The following is a 16915-nucleotide window of genomic DNA, read 5'->3' on the forward strand; positions in this document are numbered from 1 at the left end:
GGATTTTGAATTTTGGAAATAGGCGGTAATCCAAGACCCAAAATCCCCAGTCCAGAATCAATACCGCTCCCAGAAGGGTTGATAACCCCGGCGGCGCAGCAGGTTATGTTCGACTTGCTGGAGGCGATCGCCCACGGTCGGATTAATCACACCCTGAGCGTCCTGGGCTGCCCGCACCTGGCGCAGTTGTCGAATGCCACGCTGGATCTGATCCTGGGCGAGGTACAGTTCTGCCATGACGCGCTGGGTTTCCAGGTCGTCTGGGCGTAGGGTCAGGACTTGCTGATAAAGCCGCTGGGCGGCGGCGTATTGCCGTTGCTGGAACCGAACGCCTGCCAGGGCAGAGAGCGCGCCGACCTCGTTGGGCTGTGCTGCTAGGATGCGCTCATAGGCCTCACTCGCCAAGGCCAAATCGCCCAGCGTTTGCGCCAGTTCGCCCTGGATAAAATAGCCAGCAATCGGGTCATCTTGTCGAGCCAGGATTTCGGACAAGCGCGATCGCGCTGCTTCTGGGTCGCGCTGGGCAATGACTTGCAGTAGTCGCCGCTCAATGGATAAGTCATTGGGAGACATTTCCAGCAGGCTAAGATACAGCGGTTCTCGCTGCTCGGTGGGGGGCAATGCGCCAACCAGGGCATAGAGTTCGGGATAGGCAGGCTGGGGCGAGTGGTTCGCCAGCCATTGCGCTAGGGCTTGCTCGGCGGCGGCATCAGAGATTTCGCCCAATTCATACTGGTGACTCAGTTGGGCAATCTGGGCGCGGGGCTGGTCTGGTTCGCGGCGGCGGATGTCGTCATAAAAGCGGCTGACGGATGCTAGGTTCCCCTGCTGGCGGCGGATGTTGCTCAGGCCCAGCAGGGCATCCAGTTTTACGGTGCTTGGCACAGGTTGAGCCAGGATGCTTTCGTAGCGGCGGGCGCTGGCTTCCAGGTTTCCAGTCTGCCGCTCTAGATCTGCCAGCAGCAGGTCTGCACCAACGTCGCTCTGTCCCAGTTGGGTGTTTTGATAGGCTAGCAGCGATCGCCGTGCGTCGTCCCAGTTGCGCTGCTGGAGGTGGATTTGGGCGATGCGGAAGTGCAAAAACGGCACATCTACCCCAGATTGCAGCAGGTCCTCGTAGATTGGCAGCAGGGGAGCGGGCGGCGGGTCAAGCTGGGTGAGGGCGATCGCCACAGATTGCCGCTCGAACATCGCGTCGGGCAGGGGTTGCAGCGCGTTCTGTAATTGCGTTTGCAGTGCTGCCATGCCGATTTGCCCAAGCTGCTGCTCTAGCACCAGCCGCCGAACTTGCAAGCTGCGATCGCCCGGATATTGCTCGCTCAACTGCTGATAAATCCGCAACGCTTCGGCCCGTCCCGCGACCGATTCGCTCAGCACGTCCGCTGCCTCAAGCCGCACGCCTAGGGACGGCTCGGCGATAGTGCGGAGGGCCTGTCGGTACAACTCTGCTGCCTGCTGGAGCAGTTGGGGGTCGCGTTCGCGGCGGCCAAGGGTGCTGAGGGCGCGGGCCAGGGGCAGCGTGGCATTAGTCTGCTGGCGCAGTGGCTCCAGGGTTTGCAGCGCTTTGGGAAGTTGCTGATCAAGCTGGTAGGCGATCGCCAGCGTGCTGCGGGCATCCGGGATGAGCCAGTCAGGAACTCGCGGCCGCCGGAGCGTGGTTTCTAAAAGCTGAATCGCCTGCGCCGGGTCGCCCATTTCCGCCAGCGTGCGGGCATAGGCCGTCAGCGCTCCGTCAGGAATCGCCTGTCCCGTAGCGCGATAGCGAGCAAATAGGGTTTGCGACTGGGCATAGTCGCCGCTGTAGGCGTAGACCTGTGCCGCACCCAGCAGCGCCGTCGGCCGGGGATTGCTGGCCAGCAAGCGGTCATAATCCGCAAAGGCTTCGGCATAGCGGCCCTGATAGCCTAGGAGCAGGGCACGTTGGGTGCGGGCATCGGTGTCGTTGGGGGAGAGTTCCAGCAATCTGCTCAGCGCGTCGATGCCGCCCGCCTGCCATTCGGGTCGATAGCCACCCAGCAGGCCAATGGCGCTGAGGGCAGTTCGGTTCGTTGCATCTTGCGCCAATACTTGCTGATAAGCATTCCAGGCATCGGCATCGCGGCCCGCCCGCTGATAGGCGATCGCCAGTCCTAGTCTGGCATCCAGCGAGTTGGGCAACTGCCGCAGCGCTTGCTGAAATGCGGCGATCGCATCGTTCACCCAGCCGCGCTCCAGCAGCGCATAGCCATTTCGCACCGCCGCTGGACGGGATGTTTGCGTAGTTCCGGGCAGGGCGATCGCGCTGCAAAGACTGACGGCCAGCCCCACAATGCCCAGCCATCTTCCAATTCTCTTCATCTGAAATATGCCTCCTGGAAAGGTGTCAGGCTCTCTCAGTCAGGATTTTTGAACGATGTGAGTGGTATATGCGAAGGTTTATGCGAATTGTTCGTCGGATAGGGCTGCACCCAAAAAATGCATTCGATTCCTATCGAATCAGCATCTTAAAATCAAGCCTGATACGCTAAACCATGCATCATCTCATGCACCTGCCTGACACGCTTAGCTGCAAGGCAAAGTAATTCGAAAATCATGCCAGTTCGATAAGAATTCGCACACGATCTGGAATGCAATCGCACTCCAAATCCACCCCATCATTCAAGTTCCCGACTCGTTCCTGATCTAGCCATGTGGCATCAGCCAATCTGCCGCAGATTCATCCTTCATCAGCGAAAAACTAATCAGCGAAAACCCCTTAATGAAAACCCTGAGAATGTGCCTGAATCGAACCCTGAGTCTTGATTAAAACCTTGAAGCTCAGCAATATAGCTGAGTGATCTACTTACATCTACTTACATCTACTTATTTCGTAACCCACTCCTCTCCTACTTTGTACTGCGGGAATTTCTAAGATCCGCATAAAGATTGCGTAAATTCCCGGCAGAGGAGAGATCTAAAGGATCGCGAGCGTCTTTGGGAATGTCCAAGATGATGCACCAACAGAGCATAAAAAACCAACAGAGCATGAAAACCAACAGAGCATAAAAAAGCGAGGCGCTGACTGCTCAGACCTCGCTCGTTACAATGTTTTACAAATCTTGGGTACAGGCTTGCTTAGAAGCGGCGATCGCCCCGGCTATATTCGCCGCCGCCATTGCCGCCCCAGCTATTGGCCGGGCGCTTTTCTTCGCGGGGACGGGCTTTGTTCACCTTCAGATCGCGCCCCATCCAGGTCGCGCCATCCAGCGCCTCGATCGCCGCTTGCTCCTCACTTTCCGACGACATTTCCACAAAGCCGAACCCACGAATCCGACCTGTTTCCCGGTCTACCGGAAGCTGAACCCGCGTAACCGTACCATAATCCGAGAAGACGGTTTGCACCTCTTCCTGCGTAACCTTGTAGGAAAGGTTACCAACGTAAATCGACATGGAGTAACTCCGACAGTTAAAGCAATTGCAAAGGCTGGAGATTCAGAGCAGCGCCCGCCAACAAATTGATCCGGTTCGCTCGATCAGATTTGCTCTATCGAATATTTAAATTCGATGCGCTTAATCAGATGAACTCAGATGAAATTAAACCGATAAACTTGTAAACAAACTCGTCAACCGAAACTAAAGCCTCAACCGTCAGTCTAACACGGGCGCGGGGCGGAAGCGGCGATGAAAGCCCGCTGTCACGAATCCCTGCTCCTTTTCCCCGAACCCCTCATGTTTCAGGCTACTCGCCGTCGCCTTGCTCTGTGGTATACCGCTGTTACAGCCGTGCTGCTGATTGTGTTTGCCAGCGGTGTGTATCTCTATGTGCGGACGACCCTGATCGAGCGGATCGACGACACGCTGAGCCATGTGGTGGAGGTGGTAGGGCGATCGCTCGTGATTGAACCCGCCAACCCGGCCCGAGGGCTGCCGCCACGGGTCAACATTGAGGCCAGCTTTCGCGACGACTCCGACTCGGTAGAAGACGACCACATCGACCTGGAATGGTTCGACCCAGCGGGAACACTGCTCTGGTCTACGTTTTCCTCTACGCTAGAGATTCCGCTGCATCCCAACAGCAACGGCGAAACGGTTCATGTAACGGAAGATTTGCTGCTGCGACAGGTGACGCAGCGCATCGAGGCGGGCGGTCAACTGCTGGGCTATCTGCGCGTCAGCCACCCCTGGTTTGAAGTCACGAAGCCCACGCGACAGCTCATCCGCGATCTGGCGCTGGGAACGGCGCTGCTGGTGGGCACAGTGGCAGGCATCGGCTGGCTGCTGTCGGAGTTGGCGATGGCTCCAGTGCGCGAGTCTTACCAACGGCTGAAGCAGTTCACTGCCGATGCCTCACACGAATTGCGAAACCCCATCGCCGTGATCCAGACCAACGTGCAGGTGGCGCTGGCCGATGCGGAACCCGACCCCGCGATGCAGCAGCAGCAGCTTAAAGTGATCGAGCGGCTGACGCGGCGACTGGGGCGGCTGGTGGATGATCTGTTGTTTCTGGCGCGGCAAGACAGCGGTACAAAACTGGCCCGACGAGAGGCGATCGCCCTGCCTGTGCTGCTAGAAGAGGTGCTAGAGGAACAGGAGAGCATCGCTGCCGATAAGCCCGTATCGCTGAATTTAGAAATCAGTCCAGAGCTTCAGCAATTGCCTGATGCTGTGCAGATACAGGGCGATCGCGATCAGCTCATTCGCCTGTTTACGAACCTAATCGGCAACGCGATTCAGTACACGCCTGCGAACGGCAAAGTGACCGTTTCGGTGAGTCGAAATAAGCACAATCCAACGCATGTCCAGGTTCAAGTTCGTGACACCGGGACAGGCATTCCTGCGGAATCACTGCCGTACCTGTTTGATCGCTTCTATCGCGTGGACCCCGCCCGCACCTCTGATAGCCGCAGCAAGGCCAGCGGTGGCTCCGGCCTCGGACTGGCGATCGCCAAGGTGATTACCGAAAACCACCACGGACAAATCCAGGTAGATAGCGAACTAGGCAAGGGGACAGTATTTACGGTGACGCTGCCTGCGGGGTGAGCCAGGGTTGGCGTGTTGCGAATGAGAAGACTGGATCGCCCTTCATCTCCCAACACCCGTACCTCTGGGCGATCGCCCCCCGGATACCTTTTGAGACATCGCACACTGACCCAAGTCTGTCGCTACTCAACCTCTACGGCCGACCTGAAAGCTGTTGGGAGTGTTCGGCTTGACCCAGATCTTGAAGAACCGAGCCTTCGCAATTGGGGGGTGAATCGCCTACATACCGATAAGCTGACAGAACCAAGGCACTGAGGGCTAACGGTTGAGTTCAGCGGTGTCTAGTTACTTTGGCATCTCCGCCAACCATTTTTATCCCGCCGCTGCAACAATTTGTTAGCACGCACTGCAACCCTAGACCAGACCTAACTTTGCGCGATCGCCTAACCCATGAAACTCATTTAAGAACCAGCAGTTCACTTAACTTATTCTTCAAATCTGGGGATACCATCAGTGGCTGATAAACTTCGCCTTCATAAGGCTGCCAAACGTAGCCAGTGCTGAAAGGTCGAAATAAGGTCGAGGCTCCGAGCGATCGCCAAACTGTTTCACCCAAGACTAAACCTGGAAAACTGGGAATGGTCGCCTCTGAGGTCAACTCATGATAGGTTCTGAACTCATCGACTTCTACACCAACCAGGGCATACCGAAAAGGCGGAGCAGATTGTAACCGTTGATAGAGTAAGATGCCCAACTCCGTCATCTGGTAAGCAATGTCGGATCTATCAATCCCCATGTCACTGATGCCACTGGGACAAACCTGACACCACCAATTTTCTTCAATATCCTGAAAAACTGCTGTATGGCATTGGGACTGCTGACCGTTGGCAAGAACCCAGGAAAGACCGTCAAAATGCTGGGCAAATTGCTCAGCGGCAACCTGCTCTGCTCCACATTCAGCCGATAAACTAAATGCCCACACCATTTTAACTAACCCTCTCCCAGTCATTTTGGGTATTGGCTAAGGCAGTTTCGTACTTTTCTAAAAGCATCGTAACCCTTGGCCTAATGCTAACGTGTGTTGCGCTGTCTTGGACAGCCTCAAGAACACCACCGATTTTGCTGTCTTCAATTTGCAACAGGGGATCTCTCCCCATTCCTCCAAAAGCTGTAGGTCTGCGAAAGGCAGGTAAGCTCTCGATCGAGAGTGATGTGGACATCCCTTTTGTGCTTCTAACGGCTATAACCACCACCTCTCCTGTGGCTGTGGCTTTGCGCTCTGCTTCGGGTCGCAAGTATCCTTGGTCATCCAGCCAATCTTTTGGTATTTCTTCAATATCAATGTCAATGCCAAGTCTGACTCCCAAGAGTCGGGCACTACGCCCCACTTTAGGTTTACCGTTTGCTTCTGCCATGCCTCGATCCAGCAGACAGGCTTTGCAAGTCTTGATAAGGCATGGCATTTCCTGGGTGCATCCCAGTCTTACAAGACTCAGGATGAGAATTGACCATTGAGATAAGCGCAGCGATGGCGAAGGACTTGTGGAACGTTGTCTTCCTTCCACTGAGCGCCTGAAATTTTCACCCGCCTACCAATTTGCTTGATAGTCGACTCCACGGCACCCGAGCCAATTGAAATCCCCTCAGCTTGGTAGTAGCTGTAGTTAACGATACGGAGCCGATGCTTAGCCAGATAGCCGATAAACTGGTCTACCCGCTCATGGGACCAGTCGTCGAATAGCCTAACCGCCCCATCCACATCCCCTTGCCACAAGCAGGCTTCGACGGCATCAAGACGCTGTTGAGACCCACCCACGTTACCCAAATTCTCCATCAGGTGGTACCAGTCCAAGATCTCAAGGCGCTCGCTGCGATGCCCGATCTGTGAAAACAGGTTCCAGATGCCGTCGTGACCATCCCCAAGACAAACGAGGGGATGCGCTAAGGGCTGCTGGTTGAGCCAGTTGACCAAGCTGTCGTTGTCTTTGTAGAAGGCGCTAATGCTGCACTGATGCAGGTTTACCCCCTTGTAATCGCGCCACTGGCAGGGCTGCCCCTGAGGAGTCCGCAGACGGACTTTGCCCCCGTCTAAGCTCATTTCCTTAACCCCGCTGTCCACCGCTGGTGGCTCTAGGTCTTGACGATGCACCAGCCGTTGCTGGGTACTCCCTGACACGCACACCCCGGTGAGCACAGCGATATCGTCGGCAGCTCGCGCATAGGCTTCGTTGGCACTCAGCAGCAAGCAGCACGTCTCAACCTGAGGACTCCACTGGGTGCGGGCCTTGACCTTAAGCCGCTGGCTCTGGCGCTGACTCAGACTTAAGCGTCCGACGATACTCTGGATGTGCCGCTTTCGCCCAGAGCTTGTGCCGCTGCTTGTGCAGATAAAAAATTTCCGATCTCAGGCCCCACATACTCCAGTAGGTGGTCACGAACGGCGACTTCGATCCCGGCCAATGTTTTGACTTGTTCAGGGTCTGTCTCGTCGTAAAGCAACTCCGCTAACGCCAGTGCATGGGCTTTGATTTGGGCTTCCTTGGTGGCATCCATCGCTTCAACTATCCTTAGAGCAACTGCTCTGAGCCTACGGCGTCTGCCCTTAATCTGCACTAAGCACTTCTACTCATTGCATAACTGGGATGCACCCCATTTCCTCCTTGGATTTAGTTTTGCCATGCGCCTACCCATCTTTGCAAGCTTTTATCCCTAACTGACACATTCCCTCCCATTCATGCAGGAGGTCTACTATAGCACTACGTATTTGGGTTAGGACGTTATCATAGAGCCATCAGGAGAGTTTAGGAACACCTATGCCCGCCCCCTTACAGCTACGACTTGCGTTGCAAAGCGATTGAAGCCGTGAAACAAGGTCACCGCAAAGTTGATGTCTGTCGAATGTTCAACATCAGTCGCAATACCTTAGACCTGTGGTTGAAACGGGAAAAAGAAACGGGAGATTGCCGAGCGATGACTGGGTTTCAGCGAGGAAATCGGCATAAGATTACCGACTGGTCGCGCTTTCGTGAGTTTGTCAAGCAGCATGGGGATCAGACCCAAGCGAGACTGGCAACCCTGTGGGGGGATAATGTGACACAGCAGGACATCAGTCGAGCCTTGCGAAAGATTGGGTTTAGTCGAAAAAAAAGACCTATGGCTATCGGGAACGAGACGACCTGAAGCGACAAGAGTTTCAAGAGCGCTTGAGGAGTAAGCTGCCGCATCAGGTTGTCTATGTCGATGAAGCAGGCATTGATCATCGAGACGTGTATCCCTACGGCTACTGCGAGGTTGGAGACCGCTTCTATGGGCTTAAATCAGGAAAACGCACCGAACGAGTCAGTTGGATTGCGGCCTTACGAGAGAACAGCCTCTTTGCGCCAATGACCTTTGCTGGCTCGTGCAACCGGGATTTAGTGGAGAGGGGGTTGGAGGAGTGCTTAGTCCCCCAACTGCGAGCGGGAGATGTGATTGTGATTGACAATGCCAGTTTCCATCATTCTCAAACCATTGAAGAGATCGTGGCTCAAGCAGGGTGTGAGATTTGGTATTTACCCCCTTATTCCCCAGACTTGAACGAGATTGAGCATTGGTGGTTTGTGCTGAAGAATTGGATGCGGCAACGCTGGGATGAGTTTGATATAGCGTTTTTCATTCTGGCGAGGCATAGTAACAGCAATGGGAGAACCAATTCTGTAGGTCATTCAATGACACTTGGGAGAAGGACTCCTCAATGGCTTTGTCTAGATCAAGATAGCTCCGTGCCCCAAGGGAGCGCAGAATACTCTTAATCTTTGAAAAGCAATTCTCGATGGGTGAAAAGTCCGGCGAGTACGGCGGTAGAAACATCAGTTTAGCACCTGCATCCTCAATCAACCTCCTAACTTCTTCACCAAGATGAATCGAGCAGTTATCCATGATGACACATGCCCCTTTCCACAACTTAGGAACGAGTCTCTGGGAAATGAAGGCTTCAAAGGTAAGTCCATCGACTGAACCGATGAGATTGGAATAGGTAATTACCTTTTTAAGGCTAATTGCACCAAGAATCGAGACCCGTTTCCCTCGTTTGCTGGGACGCTTACCATGGGCTCGTTTTCCTTTCGGGGCACGTGCCCGGAGTCGAGTCAAAGCCAGGTTCACTCCTGATTCGTCAATAAAGATTAAGTCTTGAGCCAGGAATCCTCGAACCAGTTGCCAAAATTTGACTCGTTCGATTTGCACCCGTTCAGTTTCCTTTTTGTCGGGATACAGCGTTTTTTTTAAGGGTTAAGTTCAGTTTCTCTAACATACGAAACATCGTCGAAACGCCAATCCGAACACCGACCCTTTGTTCCAGCAAGTCACACAACTCTGCCAATGTCGCGTCATGATTTGATTCAGCAATCGTTTTTAGGATCTCTAGTTGCTCATTACTTAATTTGGTTGGCGTTTGCTCAGTGCGGCGTTTGGGGGCAATCTCACCTGTTTCCCGATATTGTTTGATCAGCTTTCGCACGAAACTGTAAGCAACTCGAAATTGTTGAGCGATTTGACGTTGCGACGTATTCCCTTCAATGTAGACATCAATAATTTTTTGTCTAAGATCTAGTGAGTAGGGTCGCATTTGAGTTAAGGGTAAAGTAAATTCACTGAATAGATTATATCAAAATACGCCTCACTAGGCTAGAAATTGCTATAACTTTCGCGATTGTGTTGATGCTGCTTTTAGAGAATGCCCTAACGTGACTGCGTAGGGCTATATCTGCCCAGTCATCTTGGGCCTGTGCATTGGCTCGTTTGCCAATGGTCAATCCATTAAACCGATTCGATAATTGGGGCGATTCTGTCTGGCGAGATAGAGACCTGGTTGACTGACAAAACTAATCGGCGACACAGCAGTACGTGTGTACTTTGAATTCGATTCGATAGGTGCGTTGCTCATGCTGTTTGCGAGATGCCATCGCGGGTTCAGGATCGCGGTTATGAGTGAAACAGACATGACGGATGAGTGGCCACCCGTTCTCTAGGGCGGCTTTCAGCCAATCCCATCCAATGCGGAAGTAGCTATTGCCACGAAACCAATGGGGGTCAACCCATCGCCGTTTGCCTGTTGCGACGACCTCGAGACCTTGAGCGGTGACGTAGAGCGTCGCGACGGCCAAAAGGAACCAAAGCCGGGATAGGGCGCAGAGGGAGCGAATTTCAGATTTCTGGAGATTCCAGCCGTTGGATTGGTCATCGAGAAACGCCTCCTCAATGTCGAAGCGCAAGCCGTATTCCTCGAAGGTGCGCAGGTGGGTGGGTTCATCGCTGACGATGGTCCAAAACTCGCCGTTGAGGCTGTTATGACCAAAGGCGATATGCACTGGCCCGTACCACTCGCCTTTGTGGAGCTTCACGGTGTGCCAACAGAGAGCCTCCCCGCGCTGAAGGTGAATGTCCTTCAATTGACACCATCCATGCCCCGCCGGCAAGCGATGGGCGGCTTGGTGGAGCATCTCCCGGTAGTCACTGAAGGCGACGGACGCACTGCGGTGCTGGAGCACCCGCCAGACCACAGGCAACGCCCGGCCTCGATGCACCACCGCTAGGCGAATCAAGCAATACTCATCCCAAAACAGCGAGGTGTCCAAGCTCAGGTACAAACAATCCTCATCCCAATGGGCTAATGCCGCTTGAATCAGGGGCTTGTACAGGCGATGGACGTTCAGGCGACTGTTGTGCAGCCAGCGGCTTAGCCGTCGTTGTTTGCTTTGTGCCTGCACCCCTCGACACGGCACATAGGGCAGCCAGCGAGTCAGGTTGATTTCTCCGCGCTGGAGCAAAGCCACCACCATCCACAGGCAGGTCGTCAGATGGCTACGATGAGCCCAGGGCACCGATTGACCCAGCCAAGCGTTCAAGGCATTGTAGAGGGGGGAGTTTTTTTCACAGCATCTACGCTTTTGAGTGGTATCTAAGCTTAGAACGCTGGCTCCCCACTTCTTCCTCCAATCCCTGAAACTACCGCGCCACAAGCTGTTCAGCAGATCTCAGGTAACTTTTGTCAGTCAACCAGCCTTGGGCGTGTTGAAGAATGGTTTCCATGACCGTCTTCTGATTTTTTGCTACGCCCTTTCTTTCAGATTTTGCTTCGTTTAGCAACCCTTACTGAGAATGGTGCAAGATCTCAGAAAACGCTCTAGCGGGCGATCGCCCCAGACTCTAGCCCGACTAGCCCAAAACGACCTGGACGGCATCTCCAACCGCTAATCCCAACTGCTGTTGAGCATTGCCTTGGTTGTAGGCAATCTCGACATAGCCGTGGCTGCCAATCAGCGCCAGCAGGCTACCGCGGGCCGAGTCGGCATAGGTTTTGCAGCCAGGAATCGGGCCATATTGCTCCGCAAGACTAGCGGCAACGCCCACGCGCAGATTCCAGATATATCCCAACACCGCGGAGCCGGGAATCGTGGTAATGGCGTTCCCAAAATGGTCGATTGCCTGGACATGTCCTGTCAGAACTTGGCCCTCTCGGTTCCAGGGCGGCAGGTCGAATTGAATCAGCGAATCGGGGGCGATCGCCCGTCCCAGTTCTGCCAAGGCCACACCGCTTGCTAGGTGAGCGCCCACGGGGGCAAACACATCGCGGCCGTGAAAGGTGGCGCTGGGGCTGGGCACACGCCAATAGGCGGGATGGGAGAGTTCCACCGCCGCCAGCACGGGACGATGCTCTAGCACGCCGCCAAACAGGCCATTGTCTGGCCCGACGAGATAGCCGTCTGACAACTGAAGCGCGATCGCCCGCCGCTGTCCACCCACCCCCGGATCGACTACTGCCACATGCACCGTGTCCGCCGGAAAATACGGGTAGGCCGTCATCAGATGAAAGCGAGCGGCGGCGATGTCCTGCGGCGGGATTTGATGCGTCAGGTCAATGACCGTCAGCGTGGGGTTAATTTGGGCGATCGCCCCTTTCATCACCCCAACGTAGGTATCCGTCAGCCCAAAGTCGGTGAGTAACGTGAGAACTCCCATCAGAATGAGGAATTACATAACGTTTTGCAGGAAGACAGAAATGCGTTTAAGAAAATACATTTAAGAATTTTTTAGTGTCTTTCGCGAGAACGATTGTAGGAATTTCAAGTGGGGGATTTCAAGTGGGAGTTTTTAAGTGGGGGCTTTCAAAGGAAAAGGGGCTTTCAAACTAAAGGGCACCTCGATTAATTGCCTTATTGATAATTGCCTTATTGAGAATTTTAGGAGCCTGAAAATCTCGTTTTCTCGTAGCCATTCTCAAGAGAATCTGAATTTTTCGAGGTGCCCTAAAGCTTGAATTCGCTTAGATGACTTAAAGCTTAAGAGGTTAACAAAAACGTGGCAACTCTTGTGAAAACTTTTAGATGATAACTCTCAAAATGTTGCCTTTTCAAAGGCTGATGAAAGGTTGATATGAAGGCGCTTGATCAAAGGGGGATGAATTTCAGAGCTAATTTATGAAGCAAATCTTAAGAAGCCTGAAACTCTTGGCATGTGTGGCTTTGAGGTCATGTTTGCCCAGGAAAAGCGGTTTCTCGGAAATCCTTGATTAACAAGGCTTTCATGCTCCTTTACAAATTAGCTCTCAGATGCGAATTATAACTTGGGCAAAAATTGGTTGCAGATGGGTTGCAGCCTGGGTACAAGTTGGTGGGAGCTGACTTCTCGACTTGGGCAAAAATTGGTTGCAGATGGGTTGCAGCCCAATCCCGAATTTAGGCTTCTTGGAGTTGGGCATTTTCGCCAAAACACAGTTCGTAGCCGTCCGGATCGGTAATGCGAATCTCGTTCATGCCATAAAACGTGACCACCGTTTTGCCGACCACCATGCCGCTGTCGATCAGGTGGGCGCGGACTCGCTCCACGCTCTCTGGGTAGAAATAAAGCACCACATCCCGAAACTCGCCCTCTGCGCGGTCATCATTCGCATCGCGAGTCGTCACCATTAGCTCCACATCCTCATCTGCCTTAAAGCGGGCCCAAAAGGGCTTGCCGCCATTTTCCAGCAGCCCCATCAACTGAAATCCGAGCGTTTGCGTATAGAAATGGATGCTGCGACCGACATCGGCGACCGCCAGCATGGGCACCATGGACTGAAATTTCATACTTGTGTACACAAGCTCAACCTTTTCATCGTACAGAAGCACTAATTTAACTGTGGATAAAACTTCGTAAAGTAGTGTAAACGAATGCGAAGGTCTTTGTTACGACGAAATTTGTTCGTTGTGTTAATGCCTTAGTCGCTCCAACAGCGTGGGCTAAACGCAATTTTTCAGCGGGCCGCCTGCTGTGATTTATTACTTCAATACATCCCCCAATTTCCGCAACAGATTGGGGGAGTGATGGGAGCGTTTTACGTCAAGCTGCTATGCAGAAATATATGCAGAAACAGTAGTTTATTCTCTCTGCTGCACGATCAATTCTCCTGTGTGGCGCGACGAATGAAATTGCCAGAAGCCTTGAAACCAGTTGACTGGCAATCCAAAATCCAAAATCGCGAATCTCTCCAAGCCGAGCGATCGCCCCTTTCCCTGCCTCCATCATCCCCAGATAGAATGAAGCTTTAGGGCGTTTGCCCCGTCCTCCTCGCTGCCTGCCTATGTTGCCCAGAGATGAATTGCTGAAGGGAATCGAAAACCGCGAAGTAGCGGTGCGCGTACTAGATCAGGCGGAGCAGGCGATCAAGACCTGGGAGGTGGTGTGTACGGATTTTCTGTCTCCCCCAGAACTGGCCGAGGCGCGGCAAATACTGGGGCGCTTGGCGGAGGTGCATCTGCTGGCGTGGGGCGGCTATCCGCAGGCCGAGCGACAGCGCGTGGCGATCGCCCGTCCCGAAATTCCCCTCGACGAAAGCCAGGTGGCACTGGCGGCGCTGGATATTAACGGCAACTTCTTGTTTGACCCGGCGACCCACCGCGATTTCTTGGGGGCGCTGCTGGGCACGGGCATCGTGCGCGAAAAGGTGGGCGATATTCTGGTGCTGGGCGAACGCGGGGCGCAGGCGGTGGTCGTCCCCGACTTGGTGGAGTTTTTGGAAATGGGGCTGACGCAGGTGCGCTCGGTGCCTGTGAAAACGCGCCGACTGGACTTTGCTGAGCTAAAAGTCCGCGAACCCAAGAAAAAAGAAATCACTACCGTAGAAGCGTCGCTGCGGCTGGATGCGATCGCCTCAGCAGGCTTTGGCATGTCGCGCAGCAAAATGGTGGATCTGATCAACGCGGGCGACGTGCGGGTGAACTGGAAAGAAATTACCCAGCCCAGCCACCCACTCAAGTCGGGCGATCTGGTGGCGATTCGCGGCAAAGGGCGGCTGGAGGTGGGAGAAATCGCCGTCACGAAGAAGGATCGCTATCGTGTACAGATGACCCGGTTTATGTAGCGTTCATGTAGCGATTTGGCGGGCATGGTGCGGCGTGTGGGGGGGCGCGCCGGGTTAATTAGCGCTTTCAGGATGGGTCTGAGGCGGGTCTGGAGCAATTCCGGGCGGGCGATCACCCTGCAAGATTATCCCCCCTGCCTCATTTCCCGCTACATTAAGAAAATGCCCCCAAGTCACGGATTCCTGAACTGTTCTTGAAGAGGATATTTGTTGAGATACTTGCAGAGATATTTGCAGAGATATTTGCAGAGATATTTGCGGATATAGGGTTCCTGTGAATTTGTCCAAGGCTGTTTTGGTGCAGTTTCCAGCCCTGTATTCCCGACTTTAGACAGAGCTAAGGCTCTCACGATAGGTTCTGTCGGATCTATACACCTGTTTTACGTTAGTAGTTATTAGTAGTTATTTGGTATTCCTTGGTCAGGTACCGATCGGCAACACCGTTTAGTAAACGAGGCGATTGAGCGTTGGACGAGACTTTTCAGATTCACATTAACCGGATTGCCCGGATGACGCTGCCCGAAGCTCGCAAGACCCAGGTGCAGCACATTCAATCCTCTCCCAAGTTTTCGCTAAAGGACGGACAGGTGCAGCCGTCGCCGTTCCCTGGCTACAGCATCATCACGCCGCCCTGGGTCGATGAGACAGAAAACGGCGTGTTTTATGAACAATTGCAGGCGCTTCAGCAGCAGGTGTTGCAGCAGCTTGAGCCGGGGCTGCTGGTGCCTGTGCCGTCCGCCAGCTTTCACATGACGCTGGCGGATCTGATCTGGGATAGTGCCTTTCACCATGCGGTTGAGGAAGATGCCGAGTTTGAGCCAAAATTGCGCGATCGCCTCCGCGTCCTGTTTGAACAGTTCCAGACCTCCATCGACGGCAGCCATCCTGTTTATTGGCAGGTGTTGGGGCTGATCGTCATGCCTCGTGCCGTGGGCGTGTGTCTGCTGCCCAAAGATGAAGCATCCTACCAGCGAGTAGTGGCGCTGCGCCGCTTAATTTATCAAGACCACGATCTGATCGCGCTGGGCATCGAGCAGCAGTATCATCTGACGGCTCACGTCACGCTGGGCTATTTTGGCAGTTTGCCCGATGCGCTCGACCGTGAAGCCCTGAGCGATCGCCTCAGCAAGATTAATCATGAATGGCTCGACGCGACCGATCCACAGCCGCTCTGGGTTCACCGCGCCGAACTGCGGAAGTTTGACGATATGACGCGCTACTATCGAGAGCCAGACTGGGCAGCCGTGAGTTTGTAATGAGTTTTTGATTTGTCATCAGTTTTTTGAAAGGATGAAGGATTGTTGAAAGGATGAAGGATGAGCCTTGAGCCTTCTCCGTCCCCGCTAAATCATCCCATTGTGGAGCAGAGTTTTGCGGTCATCGACCGGGAAATAGGGCCCCACCGCTTCGACCCGGCGGAATATGCGATCGCCCGTCGGGTGATCCATAGCACGGCGGATTTTGAGTTCAAAGATTTGCTGCGGTTTAGTGAGGGGGCAATTTCGGGGGCGATCGCCGCTTTGCAGCGCCAGATCCCGATTGTGGTAGACGTGAGCATGGTGCGTCAGGGCATTGCCACAATGGTCGCCAAGACGTTTTGCAATCCAATCGTGACGGCTGTAGAGGCGGCCGGTGCCGCCTTGCCCGGAAAGACCCTCACAGAAACGGGGATGCTGCGCTGTTGGGAGCAATATCCAGATGCGATATACGCCATCGGCAATGCTCCAACGGCGCTGCTCGCCCTCTGCCAAGCTGCACCAATGGCGACCGTGCAGCCCGCCCTAGTCATTGGCGCACCCGTCGGCTTTATCTCGGTGCTAGAAGCCAAGGCAACCCTCGCCCAAACCCCGCTCTCCCAGATCCGGGTAGAGGGGCGCAAGGGGGGGTCTTCCGTGGCCGCTGCCATTGTCAATGCGCTGCTGGTGCTGGCGTGGGAGGAGCATGGCAGCTAGACCTGGCAGCGATCGCCCTCATTGCACGCCAGCCGTTCTTGCCGCTGGCGCACCAGTTCCGCCAAATCTGGGCGACCCGTCAGCCGCAAGCGCCATGCAGCCCAGATGCCGTACAGCCCGTCGGCGAGCGCCCCAACCACAGGCACTCTGGTAATGGCATAAATCCAGCCCATGCCCAGCACTTCATAGACCCGGCGAAACACTTCCACGTTTTTAATCACGCTGCCGTCTGCCAGGACTGCGTGAATCCGCCCCATGGCCGTTTCAAAGTCCACGCCGCCATGCTGAGCTGGGTCGTAGTCCGCTGCGGCAATATCCACAAATTCCACCAGACCACGCCCTGCATCTTTTGCCCGCAAAAAGTTGACTTCTTTCACGCAGAGCGGGCACTCGCCATCGTAAAGCAGCTTGACCTGCCAGGTGGGGATAGCGGAGGCTCCTGGCGCGGGCACGGATGAAGACTCGGAAATTGTTGGAGATGAAGCCATACAAATTAAAAATTAATAAAAATTAAAACGCAGCGTAAACCAGAGCAAAATGCTTCAGAGAGATGCTCTTATTTTAAGAAAAATGAAGCGGCTGGGGAAATGGCTAAATCGAGGCACCAATATACTTTACGCAGCAATTTCATCCCTCGCCCTAAATT

At 54.1% G+C, this 16915-nt stretch carries 14 protein-coding genes and 1 pseudogene; 5 read left to right on the forward strand and 10 right to left on the reverse strand.

Annotation, left to right across the window (positions count from 1 at the left end; translation table 11 throughout):
* Positions 1-57: 57 nt before the first annotated feature.
* Together JTM80_RS05880 and JTM80_RS05885 are read right to left on the reverse strand one after the other, a co-directional pair.
* On the reverse strand, positions 58-2337 hold the full coding sequence (locus tag JTM80_RS05880; protein ID WP_172357591.1) for a tetratricopeptide repeat protein: 2280 nt from the start codon (positions 2335-2337) through the stop codon (positions 58-60).
* A 756-nt stretch (positions 2338-3093) separates the two neighbouring features.
* The gene (locus JTM80_RS05885; RefSeq protein WP_068511627.1) at positions 3094-3408 is read right to left on the reverse strand and encodes an RNA-binding protein; all 315 of its coding nucleotides are present in this window, start codon (positions 3406-3408) and stop codon (positions 3094-3096) included.
* A gap of 279 nt (positions 3409-3687) precedes the next feature.
* On the opposite strand from JTM80_RS05885, the gene JTM80_RS05890 reads away from it, so the two are divergent.
* Positions 3688-4998 carry a cell wall metabolism sensor histidine kinase WalK gene (locus tag JTM80_RS05890; RefSeq protein WP_172357590.1) on the forward strand — a complete coding sequence of 437 codons (1311 nt, stop codon included), beginning with the start codon at positions 3688-3690 and terminating at the stop codon, positions 4996-4998.
* 397 nt (positions 4999-5395) lie between these two features.
* On the opposite strand, the gene JTM80_RS05895 is transcribed toward JTM80_RS05890, so the two are convergent.
* The 3 genes from JTM80_RS05895 to JTM80_RS05905 form a co-directional block, all read right to left on the reverse strand.
* On the reverse strand, positions 5396-5923 hold the full coding sequence (locus JTM80_RS05895; RefSeq protein WP_172357589.1) for a hypothetical protein: 528 nt from the start codon (positions 5921-5923) through the stop codon (positions 5396-5398).
* Position 5924: 1 nt separating this feature from the next.
* The gene (locus tag JTM80_RS05900) at positions 5925-6353 is read right to left on the reverse strand and encodes a hypothetical protein (RefSeq protein ID WP_172357588.1); all 429 of its coding nucleotides are present in this window, start codon (positions 6351-6353) and stop codon (positions 5925-5927) included.
* 77 nt (positions 6354-6430) lie between these two features.
* Positions 6431-7491, reverse strand: a protein-coding gene (locus tag JTM80_RS05905; RefSeq protein ID WP_172353248.1) for an ISKra4 family transposase whose coding sequence is annotated in 2 segments (ribosomal slippage) — positions 6431-7335 and positions 7335-7491 — 1062 coding nt in all. Because the reading frame shifts where the segments join, the coding sequence is not laid out codon by codon here.
* 285 nt (positions 7492-7776) lie between these two features.
* On the opposite strand from JTM80_RS05905, the pseudogene JTM80_RS05910 reads away from it, so the two are divergent.
* Positions 7777-8579: pseudogene (locus JTM80_RS05910) on the forward strand (IS630 family transposase); the annotation flags it as partial.
* Positions 8580-8589: 10 nt separating this feature from the next.
* On the opposite strand, the gene JTM80_RS05915 reads toward JTM80_RS05910, so the two are convergent.
* From JTM80_RS05915 to JTM80_RS05930, 4 genes are all read right to left on the reverse strand, one after another.
* Positions 8590-9544 (reverse strand): IS630 family transposase gene (locus JTM80_RS05915; RefSeq protein WP_205370770.1). Its coding sequence is split into 2 segments (ribosomal slippage): positions 8590-9202 and positions 9201-9544, totalling 957 coding nucleotides; the frame shifts between segments, so codons are not numbered across the junction.
* Positions 9545-9800: 256 nt separating this feature from the next.
* Entirely contained in the window at positions 9801-10799 is a 999-nt protein-coding gene (locus JTM80_RS22630) for a transposase (protein ID WP_225906773.1), read from the reverse strand.
* Between the two features lie 334 nt (positions 10800-11133).
* Entirely contained in the window at positions 11134-11937 is an 804-nt protein-coding gene (locus JTM80_RS05925; RefSeq protein WP_205370771.1) for an S-adenosyl-l-methionine hydroxide adenosyltransferase family protein, read from the reverse strand.
* Between the two features lie 716 nt (positions 11938-12653).
* Complete coding sequence (locus JTM80_RS05930) at positions 12654-13043, reverse strand: glyoxalase/bleomycin resistance/extradiol dioxygenase family protein (protein ID WP_068511313.1); 390 nt, start codon at positions 13041-13043, stop codon at positions 12654-12656.
* A gap of 494 nt (positions 13044-13537) precedes the next feature.
* On the opposite strand from JTM80_RS05930, the gene JTM80_RS05935 reads away from it, so the two are divergent.
* The 3 genes from JTM80_RS05935 to JTM80_RS05945 all read left to right on the forward strand — a co-directional run bounded on the left by JTM80_RS05935 (position 13538) and on the right by JTM80_RS05945 (position 16269).
* Positions 13538-14317, forward strand: a complete 780-nt coding sequence (locus JTM80_RS05935; protein WP_172357586.1) for a photosystem II S4 domain protein — start codon at positions 13538-13540, stop codon at positions 14315-14317.
* Between the two features lie 467 nt (positions 14318-14784).
* A complete protein-coding gene (locus JTM80_RS05940; RefSeq protein ID WP_172357585.1) occupies positions 14785-15573 on the forward strand; it encodes a DUF1868 domain-containing protein in 789 nt (262 codons plus the stop codon).
* Positions 15574-15633: 60 nt separating this feature from the next.
* Entirely contained in the window at positions 15634-16269 is a 636-nt protein-coding gene (locus JTM80_RS05945; RefSeq protein ID WP_172357584.1) for a cobalt-precorrin-8X methylmutase, read from the forward strand.
* Here JTM80_RS05945 and JTM80_RS05950 read toward each other — a convergent pair.
* On the reverse strand, positions 16266-16757 hold the full coding sequence (locus JTM80_RS05950; RefSeq protein ID WP_172357583.1) for a thiol-disulfide oxidoreductase DCC family protein: 492 nt from the start codon (positions 16755-16757) through the stop codon (positions 16266-16268). The two genes, JTM80_RS05945 and JTM80_RS05950, sit on opposite strands and share 4 nt — an antisense overlap.
* Positions 16758-16915 lie beyond the last annotated feature (158 nt).

Origin of the sequence: Thermoleptolyngbya sp. PKUAC-SCTB121 (genome assembly GCF_016919485.1) — a bacterium.
Lineage (GTDB): Bacteria > Cyanobacteriota > Cyanobacteriia > Elainellales > Elainellaceae > Thermoleptolyngbya > Thermoleptolyngbya sichuanensis.